General features: G+C 41.0%; 15 protein-coding genes and 4 pseudogenes. 15 read left to right on the top strand and 4 right to left on the bottom strand.

The features are described 5' to 3' along the window. The first annotated feature begins 59 nt into the window (after nucleotides 1-59). The 3 genes from traM to R2Q70_RS19300 all read left to right on the top strand — a co-directional run bounded on the left by traM (nucleotide 60) and on the right by R2Q70_RS19300 (nucleotide 2,421). The gene (traM, locus tag R2Q70_RS19310) at nucleotides 60-1,109 is read left to right on the top strand and encodes a conjugative transposon protein TraM (protein WP_316809187.1); all 1,050 of its coding nucleotides are present in this window, start codon (nucleotides 60-62) and stop codon (nucleotides 1,107-1,109) included. A gap of 70 nt (nucleotides 1,110-1,179) precedes the next feature. After that, nucleotides 1,180-2,157 (top strand): hypothetical protein, encoded by a 978-nt coding sequence (locus tag R2Q70_RS19305; protein ID WP_316809186.1) that lies wholly within the window; start codon nucleotides 1,180-1,182, stop codon nucleotides 2,155-2,157. Between the two features lie 84 nt (nucleotides 2,158-2,241). Continuing rightward, nucleotides 2,242-2,421 (top strand): histone H1, encoded by a 180-nt coding sequence (locus R2Q70_RS19300; protein ID WP_316809185.1) that lies wholly within the window; start codon nucleotides 2,242-2,244, stop codon nucleotides 2,419-2,421. 109 nt (nucleotides 2,422-2,530) lie between these two features. Here R2Q70_RS19300 and R2Q70_RS19295 read toward each other — a convergent pair. The 3 genes and pseudogenes from R2Q70_RS19295 to R2Q70_RS19285 all read right to left on the bottom strand — a co-directional run bounded on the left by R2Q70_RS19295 (nucleotide 2,531) and on the right by R2Q70_RS19285 (nucleotide 5,049). Beyond that, nucleotides 2,531-3,235: pseudogene (locus R2Q70_RS19295) on the bottom strand (SOS response-associated peptidase). A 145-nt stretch (nucleotides 3,236-3,380) separates the two neighbouring features. Next, the gene (locus R2Q70_RS19290; protein WP_316809184.1) at nucleotides 3,381-4,625 is read right to left on the bottom strand and encodes a Y-family DNA polymerase; all 1,245 of its coding nucleotides are present in this window, start codon (nucleotides 4,623-4,625) and stop codon (nucleotides 3,381-3,383) included. After that, entirely contained in the window at nucleotides 4,603-5,049 is a 447-nt protein-coding gene (locus tag R2Q70_RS19285) for a LexA family protein (RefSeq protein ID WP_316809183.1), read from the bottom strand. Before R2Q70_RS19285 ends, R2Q70_RS19290 begins: the two co-directional genes overlap by 23 nt. A 1,047-nt stretch (nucleotides 5,050-6,096) precedes the next feature. On the opposite strand from R2Q70_RS19285, the gene R2Q70_RS19280 reads away from it, so the two are divergent. Further along, entirely contained in the window at nucleotides 6,097-6,552 is a 456-nt protein-coding gene (locus R2Q70_RS19280; RefSeq protein ID WP_316809182.1) for a JAB domain-containing protein, read from the top strand. 12 nt (nucleotides 6,553-6,564) lie between these two features. Here R2Q70_RS19280 and R2Q70_RS19275 read toward each other — a convergent pair whose 3' ends face one another. Then, a complete protein-coding gene (locus tag R2Q70_RS19275) occupies nucleotides 6,565-6,957 on the bottom strand; it encodes a hypothetical protein (RefSeq protein ID WP_316809181.1) in 393 nt (130 codons plus the stop codon). A 37-nt stretch (nucleotides 6,958-6,994) separates the two neighbouring features. Between R2Q70_RS19275 and R2Q70_RS19270 the strand changes: the two genes are divergently transcribed. From R2Q70_RS19270 to R2Q70_RS19220, 11 genes and pseudogenes are all read left to right on the top strand, one after another. After that, complete coding sequence (locus R2Q70_RS19270) at nucleotides 6,995-7,582, top strand: hypothetical protein (RefSeq protein ID WP_316809180.1); 588 nt, start codon at nucleotides 6,995-6,997, stop codon at nucleotides 7,580-7,582. Between the two features lie 186 nt (nucleotides 7,583-7,768). Then, a complete protein-coding gene (locus R2Q70_RS19265) occupies nucleotides 7,769-7,963 on the top strand; it encodes a hypothetical protein (protein ID WP_316809179.1) in 195 nt (64 codons plus the stop codon). Beyond that, a pseudogene (locus R2Q70_RS19260) lies at nucleotides 7,953-8,474 on the top strand (DUF932 domain-containing protein); the annotation flags it as partial. The gene R2Q70_RS19265 and the pseudogene R2Q70_RS19260, both read left to right, overlap by 11 nt. A gap of 526 nt (nucleotides 8,475-9,000) precedes the next feature. Continuing rightward, nucleotides 9,001-9,969: pseudogene (locus tag R2Q70_RS19255) on the top strand (reverse transcriptase domain-containing protein). A gap of 858 nt (nucleotides 9,970-10,827) precedes the next feature. Further along, nucleotides 10,828-11,303, top strand: a pseudogene (locus R2Q70_RS21920) (DUF932 domain-containing protein). An 872-nt stretch (nucleotides 11,304-12,175) separates the two neighbouring features. Next, complete coding sequence (locus R2Q70_RS19245) at nucleotides 12,176-12,754, top strand: XRE family transcriptional regulator (RefSeq protein WP_316809177.1); 579 nt, start codon at nucleotides 12,176-12,178, stop codon at nucleotides 12,752-12,754. 128 nt (nucleotides 12,755-12,882) lie between these two features. Next, entirely contained in the window at nucleotides 12,883-13,560 is a 678-nt protein-coding gene (locus tag R2Q70_RS19240; RefSeq protein ID WP_316809176.1) for a phosphonatase-like hydrolase, read from the top strand. Between the two features lie 50 nt (nucleotides 13,561-13,610). Further along, the gene (locus R2Q70_RS19235; RefSeq protein ID WP_316809175.1) at nucleotides 13,611-14,675 is read left to right on the top strand and encodes a zinc-binding dehydrogenase; all 1,065 of its coding nucleotides are present in this window, start codon (nucleotides 13,611-13,613) and stop codon (nucleotides 14,673-14,675) included. A 2-nt stretch (nucleotides 14,676-14,677) separates the two neighbouring features. Then, on the top strand, nucleotides 14,678-15,913 hold the full coding sequence (locus R2Q70_RS19230) for an MFS transporter (RefSeq protein WP_316809174.1): 1,236 nt from the start codon (nucleotides 14,678-14,680) through the stop codon (nucleotides 15,911-15,913). Nucleotides 15,914-15,924: 11 nt separating this feature from the next. Next, the gene (locus tag R2Q70_RS19225; RefSeq protein ID WP_316809173.1) at nucleotides 15,925-16,812 is read left to right on the top strand and encodes an alkaline phosphatase family protein; all 888 of its coding nucleotides are present in this window, start codon (nucleotides 15,925-15,927) and stop codon (nucleotides 16,810-16,812) included. A 210-nt stretch (nucleotides 16,813-17,022) separates the two neighbouring features. Further along, nucleotides 17,023-19,962 (top strand): SusC/RagA family TonB-linked outer membrane protein, encoded by a 2,940-nt coding sequence (locus tag R2Q70_RS19220; protein ID WP_316809172.1) that lies wholly within the window; start codon nucleotides 17,023-17,025, stop codon nucleotides 19,960-19,962. Nucleotide 19,963 lies beyond the last annotated feature (1 nt).

Raw genomic sequence — 19,963 nt, 5'->3', positions numbered from 1 at the left:
ACCAGCGCAGCTTTACTAATATTAATCATTAATGCCATTCACTAAATAAAACCAATCATATGGAAAACCAAAAAATGAGGGACAAGCGAAAATTTCTGCTCATGCTCCCGGTATTGCTGCTGCCATTCTTGAGCCTGGCTTTTTATGCCATGGGCGGTGGAAGAGGCACCAAGGAAAGCGAAAAGAAAAATCCCGAAATTAATGCTCGTCTCCCTGAAGCCAGTTTCGGTAAAGAGAAAGCTGCGGATAAGATGTCAATCTATCAACAAAGCCAGACTGATTCATCTCATGCAAAGGATCAGTATCTAGAAAACGTTGCCAATCGCTTAGGCTTTAGCGCCGACAGTCCCAAAGATCCGACTCAGGATATTGATCAAAAACTTCAGCAGCTTCAGGCGCAGATGAATGCCCCTGTTGACCAGGGTATTGCTCCTGTAGCGAGAAATCGTAGTATCAAGGTGCCTGGTATGAGCACAGATGTGGACAGGCTAGAAAAACTAATGTCTACGATGCAAGGGGGGAGCGCTGAGGACCAGGAGATGAAGCAGCTTAGCGGCATGCTCGAAAAGGTACTGGACATTCAGCACCCGCAAAGGGTTCGCGATGCTTATCTAAGCGGCGTGAATGAAGCTGTTGAAAAGGAGTTTGCAGCCATTCCGGCGCAGGTCGCAGCCAAGCAAACCCTCATACAGGGCGCTGTGCTAAAATTAGTGCTTTCTGATACGGTGACCATTTCCGGCGTTTTATTGCCCGAAGGGCATGAGATTTTTGGCCTTTGTAACCTGACTAATCAAAGGTTGCTGGTAGACATTAAAACCATCAGGATAGCAAATAATATTATCCCAGTGAACCTGTCAATTTATAGCCTTGATGGCATCAGGGGTATAGCGGCTCCTGATGCAATCGTAGATAATGCGATATCGGGCGGAGCAGATGATGCCGTTCGAAGCCTGCAACTTTTGACCACGGATCAATCCATTGGCATGCAGGCTGCCGGTGCAGGCATTGACGCGGCCAAAGGACTTTTTTCTAAAAAGGTGAAGCGGGTTAAAATGAAGGTGAAAGCAGGACTCCCGGTGCTGCTTCGCGATAATCAACCTGGAAAATAGCTTTTCCGGTGGATCATTTTTTTTTTAATAGTGGCGTGTAAGCGCAAATCGTTAACCATAAATCAATGTTATGAATTTGAACAATCTAGAAAATCTCAAATCGGAGATGAAAAACCTGGGTTTCAGTAAGGAACTGCAGGAGAAAATGGAAGAAAACATGAAGGCGAACCTTCCTGAGTTTGTATTAAAGGATCAGATCAATGGTCACAAGGGGCAGATTGATCTTAATTTGTATTTCAAACAGTCCGGTCAGTCCGAAAACTATTATTTAAATAAATATGATGTTGCACTGAATGAGGGTAAACCCTTGGAGGCTGGCCAGCAGTATCTGGTGATTTCGCCGAGTGAAACCGCGGGAAAAAATAATGTCTATAAAAGGGAAAATGTAGCGGAAGCAATTGAAGTATTTAAAAAGCATTCCGGGAACGCCGAACTTGCGGTAGGGAAGGATGCTGCCCACAAAACCAAGCTCGCCACCATGGAACAGGGTAAGATCAATTATGTGGATAAGGAGTTTGGAAGGACTTTCCGAAATCCGCCGTTGCCACAAACCATTTGGGTGGAAAGGGGCAAAGGCTTCACCGCCTCCCAATCTGTAAACTTAATTGAGGGAAGGGCAGTCTATCGCGAGGATATGCTTACTCAAGGAGGGCTGCCGTACAAAGCCTGGATGAAGCTCGACCTGGATGGACCGAGGGACCGACACATGAATTTTAATATGAATCAATATCATGATCCATCTTATGGCTTCAACCTAAAAGAAGTGCTTGATAAATTTAACATCAAAGAGCTGGAGAATCCTAAGGAAAGGGAAAAATTGGAAACCCAGTTGAAGAATGGCGATCGTCCCATCATTACAGTTGAGAAAAATGGTGAACAGGTAAAATTACACATCGAGGCCGTTCCACGTTACTCGCAGCTAAATATGTTTGCAGCCAATGGAAAATCAGAAAAAAGGGAACAGTTTTTAAAGGAGCCCGCTGTAGATAAGTCTGTAACAAAATCAAAGGGAAAAGAAGTTTCTGCCAGCCAGGGCTTGGGTGTGTAGATGCTTTTTGTACTTTAGCTACTCGTTTTAAAATAACTAATAAATTTTATAATCACTGACGGGTGTGTCAGCAAAAAAACAATTATGGAAAAATTTGAAAAAGTAAAAGAACTTGTGTCCGCTATTGAAGCAGATGTTACTAAATTTTATGAAAATGGTAATGCTGCAGCAGGTACACGCGTGCGTAAAGGCATGCAGGATCTTAAAGGCTTAGCTCAGGAGATTAGGGCAGAAATCACCGAAAAGAAAAATAGCGATAAATAACAGCCATGCTGTTTTGGGAAATTATCAAAGTTCCGGCCATTGGTCGGGACTTTTTTTATTTCAATTTTGATCACGCTCATCATGCGGTCAATACATCAGGCAGATTGTTTTAAACATCATCATCTGTATTTAAAGGCAATAGTAAATCTGAATCATTATTAGGTTTCTTTAAGGTAGAGACTGCATTAACCCTCTTGCCTACCTTGGTTCGTTTCATCAGCTCAGCAGGAAAGGTATCCAGCACGGTCATTTTGCTAGTTACTGAAAGTGTTTTGCTCAGCCAGATCTCTTCTTCCTGTTTAGTTAGGATGACAGGCATACGTGGTTTCGTATGTATCTCTGCAACCAAGGAATTTGCTTCGGTAGTCAGAATCCCATAAGTCCTGAATTTTTCTTTTGTTTCAGGATCAACCCACTGCGACCAAAGTCCTGCGAAACAAAACATTTTTCTATCTTTTACCGTAAACCGGTAAGGCTGCTTATCGCCCTTCCCCAGATCTTTTCATTCATAAAATCCATCTGCAATGATGATGCATGTTTTATGATTGGTCAGTAGTGGTCTCCATAAATTACTCTCCAAAGCGGTTTCACTTTTGATGTTCCACGTATCGCGCGTCAGCTTGAGGCTTTCAGCGTAATGGGGTACAATACCAAAGCTCATCTGCTGGATAATATCTGGTTCATCGGCGGTAATGACAAGCCCCATCTGGGTGATAGCTAAATTATAATTTGGCGTCCATTCAGCCTGCAACTGGTGCGGATGCGTTTTCAGGATCTCTTTCTCCTCTGCTGTTAAGGTGTAACGTGCACACATAGTTTTCTTGTAATATTCAAATATAACATTACCAAACTTATGGTGTTTTACTTTTTATTTTTAGCCTTTTGCTTATCCTTAATCTGATTTAGCGTAGCTGCCTCTTTAAACAGGTAGCGTTTGATGAATGCTATCAATTCTTTCATTATTTAACTTTTATGATATCGTTCCAATCTGTTGTATAGCTCGGGCGCAAAAACTCCCGTTTCATCGACCATTTTTGCTTACTGCCTTCACCCGCCATTCTTAGGGTGCCGGCGCCATAATGAAGATTTATCTTATCGAGCACATCCGATATTTTATCATGCTTTGCACCATTCCAGTCGCTGAATATATTCAGCTGCACTTCCGACTCTGGTAGCAAGCCAGTGGCAGTAACTTCTACCTTCTGAAAAAGGTAACCACGCATGTATATTTTTTTTAATCCAAATAATGCTACCTTAACCAAATCAACGGTATTGTTTACCGGATGATCCAGAGGTATGGTAATAGCAGGAAAGGCCTGAGGAGCTTCTGATTTGTACTTATTGGTTAAAAGCCTGACAGATATAACGCTTGTGCAAAGTTTTTCCCGCCTGAGTTTGACCGCAAGTCTTGCAGCATAGCTTGAGGTGGCTTCTTTAAGTTCGTTGTAATCTGTTGTCAGTTTTCCAAATGCCCTACTGGTGCACATGCCTTTTTTCGGCTCCAAAACGGATTTTAAAGGTATGCAGCTTTCTCCCCATAATTCGCGCCACATCCTCAGTCCCACAATAGTCATATTGCTTTGTACCCAATCCATTGGCAAGGCCCTGAATTGCGCTGCAGTCTCAATTCCCCCTTTTATAAGCTTATGTGCAAATTGTCTTCCCACTCCCCAAAGGTCTTCAACAGGATAGTCGGATAATGCTACGCGGATCTGATCTTCAGTTTCCAACACCATTACACCCTCATGTTTTTTGGAGGTCTTGTTTGCTATTTTCGCCAGCACCTTTGTCGGCGCAACGCCAACGCTGATTGGAATCCCGGTATTATAAATAACAGCATCCCTAATCTCTTTTGCATATTCTGTAAGATTGTTAAAACCTGTTAACCCCAGAAAGCATTCATCGATGCTATAGACCTCAACGTTTGGCGTAAACCTTGCCAGGTTGGTCATCACCCTGGCACTGATATCTCCATACAAAGTATAATGGCTGCTAAATACTGCAATATGATGTTGTTTAATTTCTGCTCTTATTTTGAAAAAAGGTGCCCTCATTGCAATGCCGCATGCTTTGGCTTCGTTGCTCCGGGCAATTACGCAGCCATCATTATTGCTCAACACGATTACCGGAACACCATTATATTGAGGTTCAAAAAGCCGGTGGCAACTCGCGTAAAAGTTATTACAATCTGCCAGTGCGAACATTGTTGTGCTTCGAATGAGGTAAACAGGTCCAGGTAACAGCACCAAATACGGTAATATTTTTACCAGTAATATTTAAGCAGGCATCCATGCTATCATTGATACACAAATAAGTGTTTTCTCCTTTTATTAGAAGCTTTCTGGTTAACCACTCCTCATCTACACAACAAACAATGAGCATTCCTGAAGAAACCTTTACCGATTTATCAACAATGATAATGCTACCTTTCAAAATACCGAAATAGCGCATTTGCTCATCGTCCGCTTCAAAGTAAAAAGTATTGGTCGGATCGTTAACAATTTTCTGAGCAATATGTAGCCTTCGTTGTTTATAATCCTCAGCAGGGGATATAAAACCACTAACACGACCTGGGTTATCTAAGGTATCTATTGATACATCCCATGGGATTTCCATTTCTCTTATCATACGGCAATAAATTAAGCTGTAAAATTACTAATTATATTAGCATTTTATAAATCATTTATCCACAGGATTTGTGGATAAATAGTAGATAATCACCCGATTTCTACTCCAAAGGTTATTTTAAGCATAGTAATGCAACTTTTAATGGTGATTTGAAATAAATATTCGTACAGTGTTTAAATTAAATTTGCTAATTAAATTAGTGATTATAATTTTGTTTATCTGGTTTAATAAACCATTGTCTTATTTAAAACTTATTGAGGCTGATTGAGTTATATAGAAAATGTCATCCATGTCTACATTAGATTTTGAAATGTACCATTGCAGTAAAACCCAGCCCGTAAAAGTTCATATCAATATTGATGATGAATCTTGGTACTCCCATTGACGGCAATTTTAAGGGATGATTTATAATCGATAAAAACGATGGTTTTTCATATATATAGTTATTTTATCTGTGTATAGTTATAGGTTCTAAAAAATAAAGTCATTGAACCATAGGGCCTTGGTTTTTCTGACTTGTGAATATCATTTACAAAATTAGTTTTGCGCTATGACTGTAACCTTTTTAGCAATTCTCGAAACTGATTTTGTTTCACATAAAAAACCTTTCAAGGGTAATGAATGATACTCTTAAACATGCCGCGATAGAACTTGAATCGGTTCATTTGAAATCGCTATTAGGGAGAAGCTTCCCTTCAGATGACCTAATTGTTTACCTGAGTTACAATTCAAAATAAAAAATCCTATTTCAGGTGGTCAACGATGTTTCCGCTGATGTGAGTATTTTGTGAATGAGCTTTGCGGTAGATTAGGATATCTGACCTGGAAAACTTTGCTGATCAAAAGCATTGAAGGTATTGCTTAAGTTTTCTTATATCATTAATTGCATTTACTTCTGGTACAAATTTAGGTTTTGATTCCGGCACACGCATGAAATTCCGGCATAAACCCGCCTGTGGCCTTTGCGCAATTTCCATTTATTCCGTTGCTTCATTCGCTTTGGCGGAATCAAAACCAGACGGGGCTCCATAATTAATTCAAAATATTATGGAAAATTCATTTTATCAGCTTGCCGAAATCGAGATCAGCTACAAACCAAAATTTAAAGCAGCAGAAAGGCCGCAAATTGACAGCTCAAATATCGCCTATCAGATTATTCTTGATAACTGGAGCGAGGATAAAATTGCACTGCTGGAAGAATTTAAAGTTGTCCTTTTAAACCGAAGAAATCGGGTTTTAGGTATTGTTAATCTGTCCCAGGGCGGATTGTCCGGTACTATAGCAGACCCCAAAATTATCTTCGCGATAGCCCTGAAAGCCTGCGCAAATTCTATCCTGGTCAGTCACAATCATCCTTCAGGGGAAAGTTCACCCAGCGAAGCGGACATCAGGCTCACCAAAAGACTAATTGAGGCCGGAAAGATTCTTGATATCCAGGTGCTCGACCATATTATCGTTTGCCCGGACAACTACTACAGTTTTAAGGACGAAGGCCTCATATAAAACCGAAAGCATCTATAGCGTAAAAGTTATAGGTGCTTTTTTTCTGTTCATTTTTTCTTTTTCTCTCTTTTTAGTTCTTCTGTTACGATGTGATTCAAAGTGCTGACCAAGCTTTTTGGGTTGCAAATTTCTGAACAATTCCCCTGCCGGCAAGACCGGCGCCTTCTGTTTGCCGAAAAAAAATCTTCCTTTCTTCGCTGCGCTCCAAAGCGTATTTGTTTTTCGCAAAGTCTTGCCTTGCAGTGGAATTGCATTCAGGAGCGGTGGCTTAACAAAAAGCCAGGAGGCTCCTGCCGACTGACTTATAAATAGGAAATGCGATGGATACAATAAAAGGAAGAAGCCCACCAACCAACTCCGCCGAGCGGAGCGATGGCTAAAATTTGTCCCAATAGAGGAAATCATTTAAACATTTTTAATCAAACATCAAAAATCAAGAATCATGAAAAATCAAGGAATCAATACAGTGAACGGAAAGACAGACTTTAAAGATCTTAAAAACGTCAAAAATCCAATATATCAACCAATGGCAGGTAAAACCATCAACAATCCTGATAATATATCAGCCAATAAAAACGAGCCAAAAGAAGAAGTGGCAAGTTCAGAAATTGTTAAGGATGCTACGAAGTCAATCATTGAAGTATCCAAAAATGCTGGAGCAATCGTTTTACCAGCGATAACTAAAGCGGAAAATCCAGCGTCCGAAAAGTCGGAAGCCAAAAGTAGCCCCACACTCAACCTCGAGGGTACACTAAAACTGGTGGAGGAACTGCACCGCCGCATGGTGCAGCGTGGTAGACTGGTGCATACTATTAATAACCTCGATAAATTCGAAATTGAGCAAAAACAGGAAGCTGAAGACACAACCTCCAATTATTATCAGGGTTGTGAAATCGAGATTACCGACGATAAACGCAATAAGTTCTCTACCAAGAACCCCGTAATTATCAAAGCAGTCGCCCTGTTTGTGCGAGATTTGTGTACCAGCCGTTTGGCAGAAATTGAAGCGGAAATTAAAATTCCTGCATAAATCAAGATCATACCCTGTCCACTTCGTGCAGGGTATACTATAAACCAATCATTATGTAATATACATTCTTTGGCCTCCTGGACCAACTATACTGAAAAAGCTACACTGAAAATTTTAGGGGACAATATCCAAATATTTTCAATAGTCAATACCAGGGCTTTATAAATAACTATAAAAATTAAGAACATGAAAACAGAAGAAATATTTTTTATCGTCCGCATTGAAGTGAGTACCCAGCATGGACACATTGAGGAGACTTTGCAAGAAATGGAGAAAACCTCCCGCTTTTTTATCACAAATACCCCAAAGGTCAAGGTGATCCATTCTGAAATATCAACAACTAAAGTTAGAAACCTTAAAAATAGAAATCATGGCGCATAACCTGAATTATAACGAAAGTAACGGTAAGCATAGTTTTTTTTCCGTACAACAGAAAGCATGGCATGGTTTGGGAACAGTTGTAGAACAATATCCAACAAGCGCTGAAGCCATCAGATATGCAGGACTTGATTTCGAAGTCGCTAAATCGCCCAATACTCATATATTACCAGGTGGGGAACAAATTACTTCCGCCCAGTCATTTTTCACCTACCGAACGGATAATGGTGACATACTCGGGGACAGGCTCGGTAAAGATTATCATGTGGTCCAGAATAGCGATGCTTTCACTTTTTTTGATAGCATTGTGAGCGATTGCAGAGGTATCAGATATGAAAAAGCAGGAGCATTGGGCAGTGGTGAACGGATTTTTATAACCGCAAAATTGCCTGATTACATCAGGGTTGGTAAAGATGACCTGGTTGAACAGTATCTCTTTTTGACCACCTCACATGATGGCTATGGCAGCATAACTGCAGCATTTACCCCCGTGAGGATCGTCTGCCAGAACAGTGCGACTCGTTGTGCAGCCTAATAAGCTGTACGGGTCTCACCCGTAAGGGTGGATTTAACTTTTAATCAATCCAGTGGAATGCTGGTGTTAGCGGCTTATCTAATAAAGTCCATCCGGCCCTTAACCTGCCAAGAGAACAGGGAGTGAGAAGCTCGGAGCAAAGTCAATCCAGCGGAGCGATGCCGCATGAGAAAGATGGGACGAACTAAATATGATAACCTCGTTAAGGTATCGTGAGCATGCACGCTGTACCCACATCGTATGGTACAGTCTTCCAGTCAACAGGAGCCCAATCTGTTAGAGGGTATTCATAAGCTTGTACACGACTGGCGGTATAGAGAGGAGTCTAAGTTTAGGCAAACATTGGTTAAAGGAACGAGGAAACCGAATATCACTTTGCTGGGAAGCAAAAAGTACTCTTGAACGAATGTGATATATCGGGTAGGAACAACGACCAAGCAAAAGCTGGTTGGCTACGGTTGACCAGATAAGCCAAATTCGTTGTGGATTTAACAAAAGGATACAAATGAAAGTAACTAAAATGCTGAAAGTAAACAGATGGGAAGACATCGACTGGAAAACAGTTGAGCAAAGTATCTTCCGGAAGCAAAATCAAATGTATCGGGCAACGCTTGCCAGTAATATTACCGAAGTAAGAAAATTACAGAGGGATTTACTGAAAGACCCGTATGCCAGATTATTAAGTGTAAAAAGAGTTACCTCTGAAAACACAGGAAAGAACACTGCGGGTGTAGACAAGGCAGTTATCCGAAGCAATGAGGAAAGATTGTCTTTAGCGCAAAGGTTGAACCTTGACAAAGATTACAAGGCAAAACCATTGAAAAGAACCTACATCCCAAAGTCAAACGGTAAGTTAAGACCGTTAGGAATTCCAACAATTGAAGACAGAGCCTATCAGGCATTGGTCAAGATTGCACTAGAACCCGAATGGGAAGCAAAATTCAGCGAGAACACCTATGGGTTCAGACCTGGGAGATGCACCACTGATGCTTGTATGGCAGTATGGCACAATCTAAAGAACCGTAAAGGTTAAGTAATGGTGCTAGACGCTGACATAGAAGGGTGTTTTGATAACCTCAATCACCAGTACATACTGGATAAATTGAAAGGAACTAGCAATAACATTCTGCGAGCAATTAATCAGTGGTTCAAATGCGGTTATATTGACGACGGTATATTACATGAAACTGAAGCAGGTACACCGCAAGGCGGAGTGATTAGCCCACTATTATGTAATATCGGATTATGGGGTATCGATTTTGAACTCTATGAACACCTGATTACTACCAGAACGCCAAAGGATAGAAATCTTAAGCCTTTTGTGAGTTTTGTTAGTAACATTAAGAACAGATGCAGGGAACATGCCCCATCAGTAGGATTTATGCAATATGCAGATGACTTTGTTATTGTATGTGAAAATAAAGACTACTTAGGACGGGTAAGGGAAGTAGTACCAGCGATACTGGACAAATGAGGCTTAAAGCTAAGTGAAGCCAAAACAAGGCAGGTAGCATTCCATCAAGGTGACAGCTTCAAATTTCTTGGTTTTGTATTCGATAAATGGAAAAGTGGGAAACATGGCAAGCAATATAAAGTCACGTTTTACCCCGATCCTGACAAGGTGTATGCTTTCGCAAAGAAAATCAGAGAATGGACGAAAATGGTTCGACTATTTGAGTACAGTAACAAAATTGAACTTACTAAGAAAGCAGACCATATGAAAATGATGGTCAACGGGTGGCTGAAGTACTACAAATGGGCAATGGATGCATCCTACGGCTTTATGAAGCTAAGGCGAGAACTGGACACAGTCCTTTACAAAGCGTATGAAGACGTGCACAAACATCGGAGTAGCAGACATGACTTTATGAAACGGTATGTAGGGAAGGTGGAACGCAGAGGTAGATTAGTAGACCGTTTTATACTTGGTGACGTCTCATTTGGCATATTTGACATTAGTGCAGATGTAAAGTGGAGAAAGGTTCAAACGGCAAGAAGTCCTTTTGATGGTGATACCGAATATTGGAGTTGCAGAAATGCAATACTAACGGGGTCAATGGCAGAGCGGCTTTACAGCATACAGGGTGGATATTGTCCTATCTGTACAAGTAAGCTACACTGGTACGAATCATGGGAAAGACACCATAAGAACAAAATTCGGACGGATAATAAGCTGTCAAATATGCAATTAGTTCACAAGCATTTTCACCGCAAACAACATTATGCGGATAAGTTAAGTCTGGGAGCTGGATGCCCTGAAAGGGGCACGTCCAGATCTGTGGGGAAGTTCGAGGGGCGACCCTCGAATTCACCCTAACCGCTGAATGCAGCAATGCGAAATCATCAGAATAGCTTTAAAATCAGGCACACTGTGAGTGCTAACGACAGGCTCAGACAGGCTCACAAACTTATGGGTATGACGAGCCAGCTTTCCAATGAACTCGAACAGCTATACAACCACTGGGCAAAAATCCGCATCAGCGATGAACAGGTGAAAAATTGATAGAGTTTGCAATGGCTCCAAGTAGAGAGGTTCTTGAGAATGTTCAGCAAGGAAAAACTGAATACCTTTCCGCTCATTATACTAATATCATAGATGAAGTAATTGAGTATGCGCAAAGCGCACCCTCTCAGCGGGAAGCGACAACTAAAGGAACTTTGTTTGGTGCGTATAATGCGGTGACCGGATATTTTCAGAATGTACGCAAATTCTCCAGTACAGAACAAAAATTCAAAAGTATATTAACCGGCACGGCCTCCATTCGCGCTCAAAAGGTTTTTGATTTATGTTTGAATTTTAAAAATTAAGTTTACCATTATAACGGAGAAGAGGAGTCAGGCTTCTCCGTTCATTTTGGCGCGCTCCGCGCTTCAGGTCATTTACTGGATAAACAAAGTGGAATGATCTCAATTAACAAAAAGCATTATGTAAATCTTTGCATGCTAGTATTTTAATGGATTGGCTAACTGGATCTCCGAAATAGATTGCAAACTATGTTCAGAGTAACCTTTTAAAAGAAAAGATCTTAAAGTTATCAAACAAAGACCATTGGCTAATCGTAAGAGGAGACCTAGATTTTCTTTATTTATCCTTACTAATACTTCATACGTCCATATACATACTATGCCACAAATGATTTGCGCCGGAATCATCAATCCACTTACAAATCCACTCAATTCATACGATTTTTTATAGACGTAGGGATGAAATGAATTGCCGGTTCCGTTTGAATGTATCTTTAGGAAAGGAAACTATAAAAGCATATCTGATTAGAAAGCAATTAAATTTATATTCAGTTTTTTAAGTATGCAACAGACAGTGTCTTAGATTTATCTTATTTGGGGATATTGGACATGAATCGGATAAACCGGAGTGGATTGACCCCTCTTACTAACAAAAGATTTTTTCTTAGGTATTGATTGTTGCCAATTTGTAAATTGGCGAGAAAGGGGTCAATGGCGTTGATATATCCAGAAGAGAGTTACGTAGAATAGTTTCTGACAATATGTGTGATTTTAGGGAAAGCTCTATGGCTATCAACAAATCCAGCCAAATGATAAATCGTCGACAAAACATAAAAAACGAACTGGTCAAGTTTATAATTACTTAACTTTGTATAGCTTTATGTTTGTTTTATCTAACAATTTAATCAATAATAATCTATTTGAAAGTTCATTTTATGAAAGAAGATACCTTAGTTCAGATAAGCAATAAAATAAAAGAAAAACGCAGGGAACAGAATGTAACTGTGCAGGAGCTAGCGGACAAAGCGGGCGTTAGCAAGGGGCTTATTTCCCAAATTGAAAATTCTCGTACAATACCATCGCTAATCGTGTTGATCGATATCATAAAAGCGTTAGGAATAGATCTAAATGCATTTTTTAAAGATTTTAGCAGTTTTGATGAAAAGCCTATTGTTATCATCAAGCGTGCTTCGGATTATGAATCGTTTGAAAAAGAAGATGCGGATGGTTTCCTATACAAACGAATCTTCAGCCAATCTGTGAATAAAGGAACTGTTGATATGGTGCTCCTAGAACTCGAACCTAATGCCAAGAGACCCATGGTCGAAACAGATGCATTTGAGTATAAATATATCATTGCCGGGTCTGTGGCCTATAATATTGGTAACCGGATGTATGAGCTCCACGCTGGGGATTCATTACTGTTTGATGGAAGAATTCCCCATACGCCGACAAATTCCGGAAAAACTAAAACAACCATGCTTGTCATTTACTTTTTCGAAGGATCACAATAGCTTAACATAAACTTAATCCTTTCCGTTGTTTATTTTTTATTAACAATGTTTAGTTTTGCTAAACATTGTAATTGTTTTTATTATATTTGATTTAATCACAATGTTTTAAAAAATGCAATTTATTTAAAATGAATAAACAACAAACGAAAATGGTGGTCTTTGATATGGCCGGAACGACAGTAGATGAAAACAATCTGGTTTATAAAACGCTTCTGAAAGCTATTAATGATAAGGGCTTTAATTTCAACCTCGAGGATGTGTTGGAGGTAGGAGCAGGGAAGGAAAAACAGCAGGCGATTGCCGCTGTGCTTGCAACAGCAGGTATTCATGATTACCCGCTCACCAAGGCCATATACGATCAATTCCAGATCGAGCTGGCCGAGACTTACTCCACGCAGCAAATTTCATCTCAGCCTAAAGCCAGGGAAGTATTTTCTGAACTAAGAAGTAAAGGTATAAAAATCACACTTGATACTGGGTATGATAGGACAACTGCCAGCCAAATCCTGCAAAAACTAGGTTGGGCACAAGGGCAGGAGTATGATCTTCTAGTGACCGCCTCAGACGTATCCCGTAACAGGCCTTTCCCAGATATGATTGAGCATGCCATGGAGCATTTTGCCATCAAAGATCCCAGCAGTGTAATAAAGGTCGGTGATTCTGCCATAGATGTCGAGGAGGGACAGAATGCGGATTGCGGATTGAGTATAGGCATTACAACAGGTGCACACACGCCTGAACAATTAAAAATGGCAAAACCAGACTATATTATAGATAGCCTCGAGGAATTGTTACCGTTAATTTAAGCAAATCACTAAGTATTACAACTATCACGGTTATCCTTGAAGGAAGCGTTATGAACTCAGCTAAGACAATGGTTTTCTATGGACACGGAAAACAAATTTCTCCCGAAGAACACTCTATACCCTCACTCCATCCCGGTGAAATCCTGGTTAAAAACCGCTACACTTCAATTTGCGGAAGTGATCTACATACCTTTTGTGGCCTTCGAAATGAAAAAATGCCTACCGTTTTAGGACACGAAATTGTTGGCGAAGTGCTGGCGTTCGCTGACTCAGGGGTGCACCAGGATTATCTTGGAAATAATATTGAGATTGGTGACCGGGTTACCTGGAGTATTTTTGCAAGCGACCCTAATACCCAGCTGGCTAAAGCTGGCATGCCTCAAAAATCAGATGGGCTTTTTAAATACGGACATGCCCTGCTTACCGGGCAAGACGCCTTGCATGGAGGACTTTCTACGCATTGCATATTAAAAAAGGGTACAGCAGTAATCAGAATTTCCGAAGATATTCCACTGCCCGTGGCCGCGATTATTAATTGTGCGGTGGCCACTGTAGCAGGGGCGGTGCGGTTGGCAGGATCAGTAGCAGGTAAAAATGTATTGATTACCGGAAGTGGTTTACTTGGACTGGTTTGTTCTGCCATCTGCAAACAAGAGGGAGCAGAATCCATACATGTGGCTGACCTCCAGCAATCCCGCCTGAACCAGGCGGTGGCATTCGGCGCCGATTTTGTTTATAATACCGCTACAAATGATGCCCTGGTTAATGCCGCTGACATTGTTTTTGATATGAGTGGCTCGCCGGATGCAATGGAAGCTGGACTTGCAGCCCTCAACATTGGGGGGATAGCCGTTTGGGTAGGGGCTGTTTTTAATACCCGTAAAGTGCAAGTAGATGCTGAATCAATTGTTAGGCGGCTCATAACGGTGAAGGGTCTGCATAACTATAATTTTGATGATTTTGTATATGCTGTGAATTTCATTACGCAGTACCATCAAAAGTTCCCTTTCAAAGAAATTGTTTCAAAGGAATTTGAACTTGTCCAAGCCCAACAGGCTTTTGATTACGCGGTAAAGGAAAAACCTTTAAGAGTCGGAATTCAAATAAACGAATAATCATGAGTGTGACTAATAAAAATAAATGGAGCATGCTCGCACTGACCATGGGCTGCTACCTATTTTTTTACACCGGAAGGCATAATTTCGGCTGGGCAGCGGCAGGATTGAGCGCAGAACTAAAAGTATCTTACGGGTTTATTGGTTGGATCAGTTTTGCGATGTTAATCGGCTATGCGCTTGGTCAGTTGATCAATGGAAATATGGCCGACAGGTTTAGTCCAAAAGTAATGGTGGCGCTGGGTGCTTATCTTTCAATAGCTACCAATATCGCCATCAGTTTTTCAAATGACGCATATATTATTCTGGGACTCTGGGGCCTCAATGGATATTTTCAATCCCTGGCCTGGGCGCCGGGGGGAAAGATCATCAATAACTGGTGGCAAAAAGAAGAACGTGGTAAGGCGTTTGGATTCTATACCATGTCGGCGGGCCTTTCATCTGTGATTACCTATGTGCTCTCCATTATCCTTTTGCAGCAAGGTTACCAATGGCGTATGCTGTTCAGGCTTCCTGTTCTGTGTTTGCTCGTGGGTGCCACAATATTTTTTCTGTTTGTCAAGGATAAACCCCAGCAAGATAAAGCAGCGGATAACGTACTTACCGCTGAAAAAGAAGACAGCTGGACGGATCGCTACAGGCAGGTATTGGGCAACAAGCGTTTTTTGTTCATCTGCATGGCCTTTGGCTTTGAAAGTATGGCTCGCTATGGGCTTATCTTTTGGGTACCCATCCACTATCTGGGAGCCAACTGGAAACAACAGCCACAAAGCGTATGGGTAACATTCTTCCTCCCTTTTGGTATGGCCCTAGGCGCATTGACGTTCGGATGGCTATCAGATTCGCTATTTAAAGGGGACCGGATCCGAGCGATTAAAATAGGTATGCTCACGAGTGCCTTCATTGCCATGGCGATGTATTTTGTAAATAAAGAGGATTTCCTGCTTTCCGCAGTATTAATGCTTGGTGCGGGTTTTTTCGTATACGGGCCGCAGGCATGTTTTTGGCCGCTGAGTCCTGACCTGTTGGGCTCTAGGCTTACCGGGACGGGTATCGGAATCATGAATATGTTTGGCTACCTGTTCGCAGCCCTGGGCGAACCACTCATCGGTAAGATTATCGACATTTCAGGAAGTACACATCCTATTTTTATAATAGTTGGCGCAGCCTGCATAGTATCTACGTTAGTGATTTTTCTAGCATCCAAACATAATACATCAACTACACACATTCACTAATAAAAATACGTATGAAAACTTTATTATCAACACTATTATTGTTACTGGCTTCCACAACATTTGCACAGCGGGTAGTAATCATTGGCCTAGATGGGCTAAGTTCAGAAGGGTTCAGAGCAGCCAAACATCCCAACATTGATGCGCTGTTTGCCAAAGGCACCATCACACTCTCCAACAGACCAGTAATGCCATCAGTAACGCTGCCCAATTGGACAAGCCATCTGACTGGGCAGGGACCTGAGGAGCATGGGATAACAGCAAATAACTGGACACTGGCTAATCATCCTTTAAAAGCGATTGAAGTTGATCAGGATGGATATAGTCCATCTATTTTTAAGGTACTAAAAGATCAGAAAAGGAATGCTAAAGCTGCTTTTTATTACAACTGGGCAGAATTGATCAACCCAATCAATCAAAAGTATATCGATGAGGTCTCATTTGAAAAAGGTGACCGATATCAGGACAATTATGCAAAAGCATTAGCGTTTATCGAGCAAAATAAAAATCAACCAAGTCTGGTATTTTTATATAGTGTACACACTGATCACGCAGGCCATAATCACAAATGGATGTCGCCTGAATATATCTCATCCATTGAAGAGGCCGATAACGCCATTGGGGGGTTAGTCGATAAACTAAAGCAAGCTAAGTTATTTGATGATACTTACTTCCTCCTGATTACTGATCATGGTGGGATAGGTAGCGGACACGGTGGGGTAAGTATGGCGGAGATGCAAACACCCTGGGCCATTACTGGACAAAAAATTAGAAATCTTGGCTTAACAGATAGCTTTATTAGCCGAAACAAAAATACAGCGGCCGTACTGGCATACATTTTTGGTCTCCGAGAACTTCCAAAGTCTTGGACGGCTATTCTTCCTAAGCAAATTTTTAAATAGTATAGAGGGTTTGATCATAAACATTGAAAACTTATGCGAATCTTGTTTATAAATACTAATATAAGTATAGTATATGTGTTCTAATTACGACACTATGATCATATATTCTCTTCGCCTTCATAATTAAAAAATTATAATCAAATATCCGCTCATTAAAATCATTTGTATACCAGACCAAGTTTACCAACCTTTTATTTCAAACATACTTAAATGAAGAAATTGAATTACCATCTGGCAACCCATTTTATCCTTGTGGTTATCGCCTTATGCTTATTTCCTCTAGTAGGATTAAGTCAGCAGCTAAACAGCCAAAAAATCTCTGGGAGAATCACTGACGATACCAATCAGCCCATAGTCGGCGCAACCATTATTTTAAAAGGGACAAAAATAGGCGCAATAAGTAACAGTGATGGTTACTATTCCATTAATGTTCCTACTTCAATCAGTCCAGTAGTTTTAGTATATTCTTTTGTAAGTTATCTAACAAAGGAAATTACTTTGGGAGAGTCTAAAACGGTTAACATTGTTTTACTTGCTGAACAAAGTGAATTGAACGAAATTATTATTACTGGATACTCCACTCAAAAAAGGGAAGCCATTACGGGTTCCATCACACAAATTAGCGGTAAAAAATTAAATGATGCGACATCTCCAAATGTATCCTCGCTGCTACAAGGTAAGGTCCCCGGAGTGAGTGTTGTGAACTCAAGTGGTAGGCCCGGAGCTGCACCAACAGTAAGAATCAGAGGAAGGGTTTCCTTAAATTCAACACTGGATCCACTTTATGTGGTGGATGGTGTGATTCAGCACGGTGCACCAAATCTTAATCCTACCGATATTGAAACCCTTTCAGTGCTCAAAGATGCTTCTGCATCGTCTCTATATGGTTCCCGGGGGGCAAACGGCGTGATAGTGATTACAACCAAAACGGCAAAACCCAACAGTAGCGAACTTACAATTTCTGCAAAAGCGGGTGTATCAACCTTTAACATGGGGAATTTTAAACTCCTCGATGCCCAGGGGCTTGTTGACTTGTACACTGGGTTTAGTAATCAAGGAGCCATCCCCGCATCATATACACCGGCGGTAGCGCAAACCAATACCGATTGGGTGAAGATTGGTTCCCAAACTGCGCCTTCACAGGAGTATGATCTTAGCTACCTGGGAAGCTCTGAGAAAGCAAAAATATATGCTGGAGGGACGTATTTTAAGGAAGAGGGTACGGTGAAAGGGTATAATTACGAACGCTATTCCGGAAGATTAAATGTAGATTATAAGATATCCAAAAGGATAACCTTTAGCCCTAAAATATCGGCCACCTATACCGCTACAGAAAGCAGGGAACATAGTTTGTATGATATGTACAGGAATATGCCATGGGATAGTCCGTATGATCAAAACGGTGCTATTGTAAATCCACAAATCAATGGCACGAAATGGTTCGGCCGGGATTTGAATAATTACCTATATAATTTGCAATGGAATTTTAGTGAAAATAAGGTAGCAAATGCCATGATCAATGGTGATTTGAATTATCAGATTTCAGAAGATTTCAGTTTTAGATCTACGAATAATCTAACCTATTATCATGGTGATGGTAACAGTTATGTAGATCCCCGATCGACAAATGGTTCAGCGGATCAGGGCAGGCTCAGTAACAGCACATCAAAAAGGGTGACAAGGTTTACAAACCAGATGCTGAACTATAATAAAAAAATAGGAAATCATAGTTTCTCAGCGTTGATGGCTTATGAATACAGTGACTATAAGTACAATGATTTGAGCGCAACAGGAAAGGGCATAGTACCCGGAACCAGCGTTATCAATGCAACATCATCGCCGACTACGATAGCAGGAATTACCAATGATTACGCTTTTCAGTCCTTATTGTTCAGTGGGACATATGACTTTTCTGATAAATACTTTGCGCAGCTTTCTTTTAGAAGAGATGGTTCATCCAGATTTGGAAAGGAAAATAAATATGGAAATTTCTTTTCCATAGGGGGGGCTTGGAACATCCACCGCGAGGGGTTCTTTAATGCAAAGGCCATTGATTATCTGCGCATCAAAGCGGCATACGGTGGTGTGGGTAATACGCCTACAGCGCTATATCCACAATATTCTCTTTACTCTCTAAGTGCTCAATATAATGGCCTGCCTACGGCTTTCCCTTCTCAATTGGGCAATGACAATCTGACCTGGGAGCAGACCTACGACTTTAACGCAGGGGTAGAGCTGGGCATATGGAAAAGGTTAAACCTAAGTATTGAAGTTTACCAGAAACGCACTTCCAACCTGCTGAGCAGTGTTCCATTGGCTGCGGTATCTGGCTACAATAGTATTTTTGATAATATTGGTTCTATAAGCAACCGAGGGATTGAATTTACTTTGGGTGCCGGATTAGTTAAGGCAGAGAATGGTTTCAACTGGGATTTGGAGTTCAATATTGGCAAAAACGTAAACCAAGTGAAAAAGCTTTATGGGGATAAAGATCAGGTGAACGGGAACTATCTCTATAGACCCGGATTTGACATCAGCACTTTTTATATGAAGAAATGGGCAGGTGTCAATCCATCGACTGGCGCCCCTCAATGGGAAACGATTAATGCTCAAACCGGAGAAGTTGGGCTGACTGGAAACTATAATCTTGCCCCTTTGCAGATTGTAGGAAAAGGAACGCCTGATTTTTTTGGCGGGCTGAATTCAACAATGTCCTTTCGGGGAATCTCCCTTAGAGCAACCTTCGCCTTCTCTGAAGGAGGATTGATTTATAATAGCGGAAGGGAGACTTTTGATGCCGACGGTGCCTATCCAACCTATAATCAGATGGAACTTAAATCAGGCTGGTCGAGGTGGTCTCCAACAAATACAGATGCAACGCATCCATTGGCTTTTTATGGAGGAACAAATAATTCCAACAAAGTTTCCTCAAGATATCTGGAGACCGCGTCGTTTTTCCGAATGCGTAACCTAACACTTGGATATGCGTTTCCTAAATTAATTACCGATAAGTTAAAGCTGAAAGGAGTCCAGCTTTTTGGCTCCGTGGACAATCCACTAACACTCACCGGTTTTTCTGGGCTCGATCCTGAAACCGTTGAATACGCACTTCCAAAAAAATATCTTTTTGGAATAAATGTAACCTTGTAAA

The organism is Pedobacter agri (assembly GCF_032678665.1).
In the GTDB taxonomy this organism is placed as follows: Bacteria; Bacteroidota; Bacteroidia; order Sphingobacteriales; family Sphingobacteriaceae; genus Pedobacter; species Pedobacter agri_A.
Note: the sequence above shows the minus strand (reverse complement) of the source record. Positions and strands in the feature narration are given on the sequence as shown.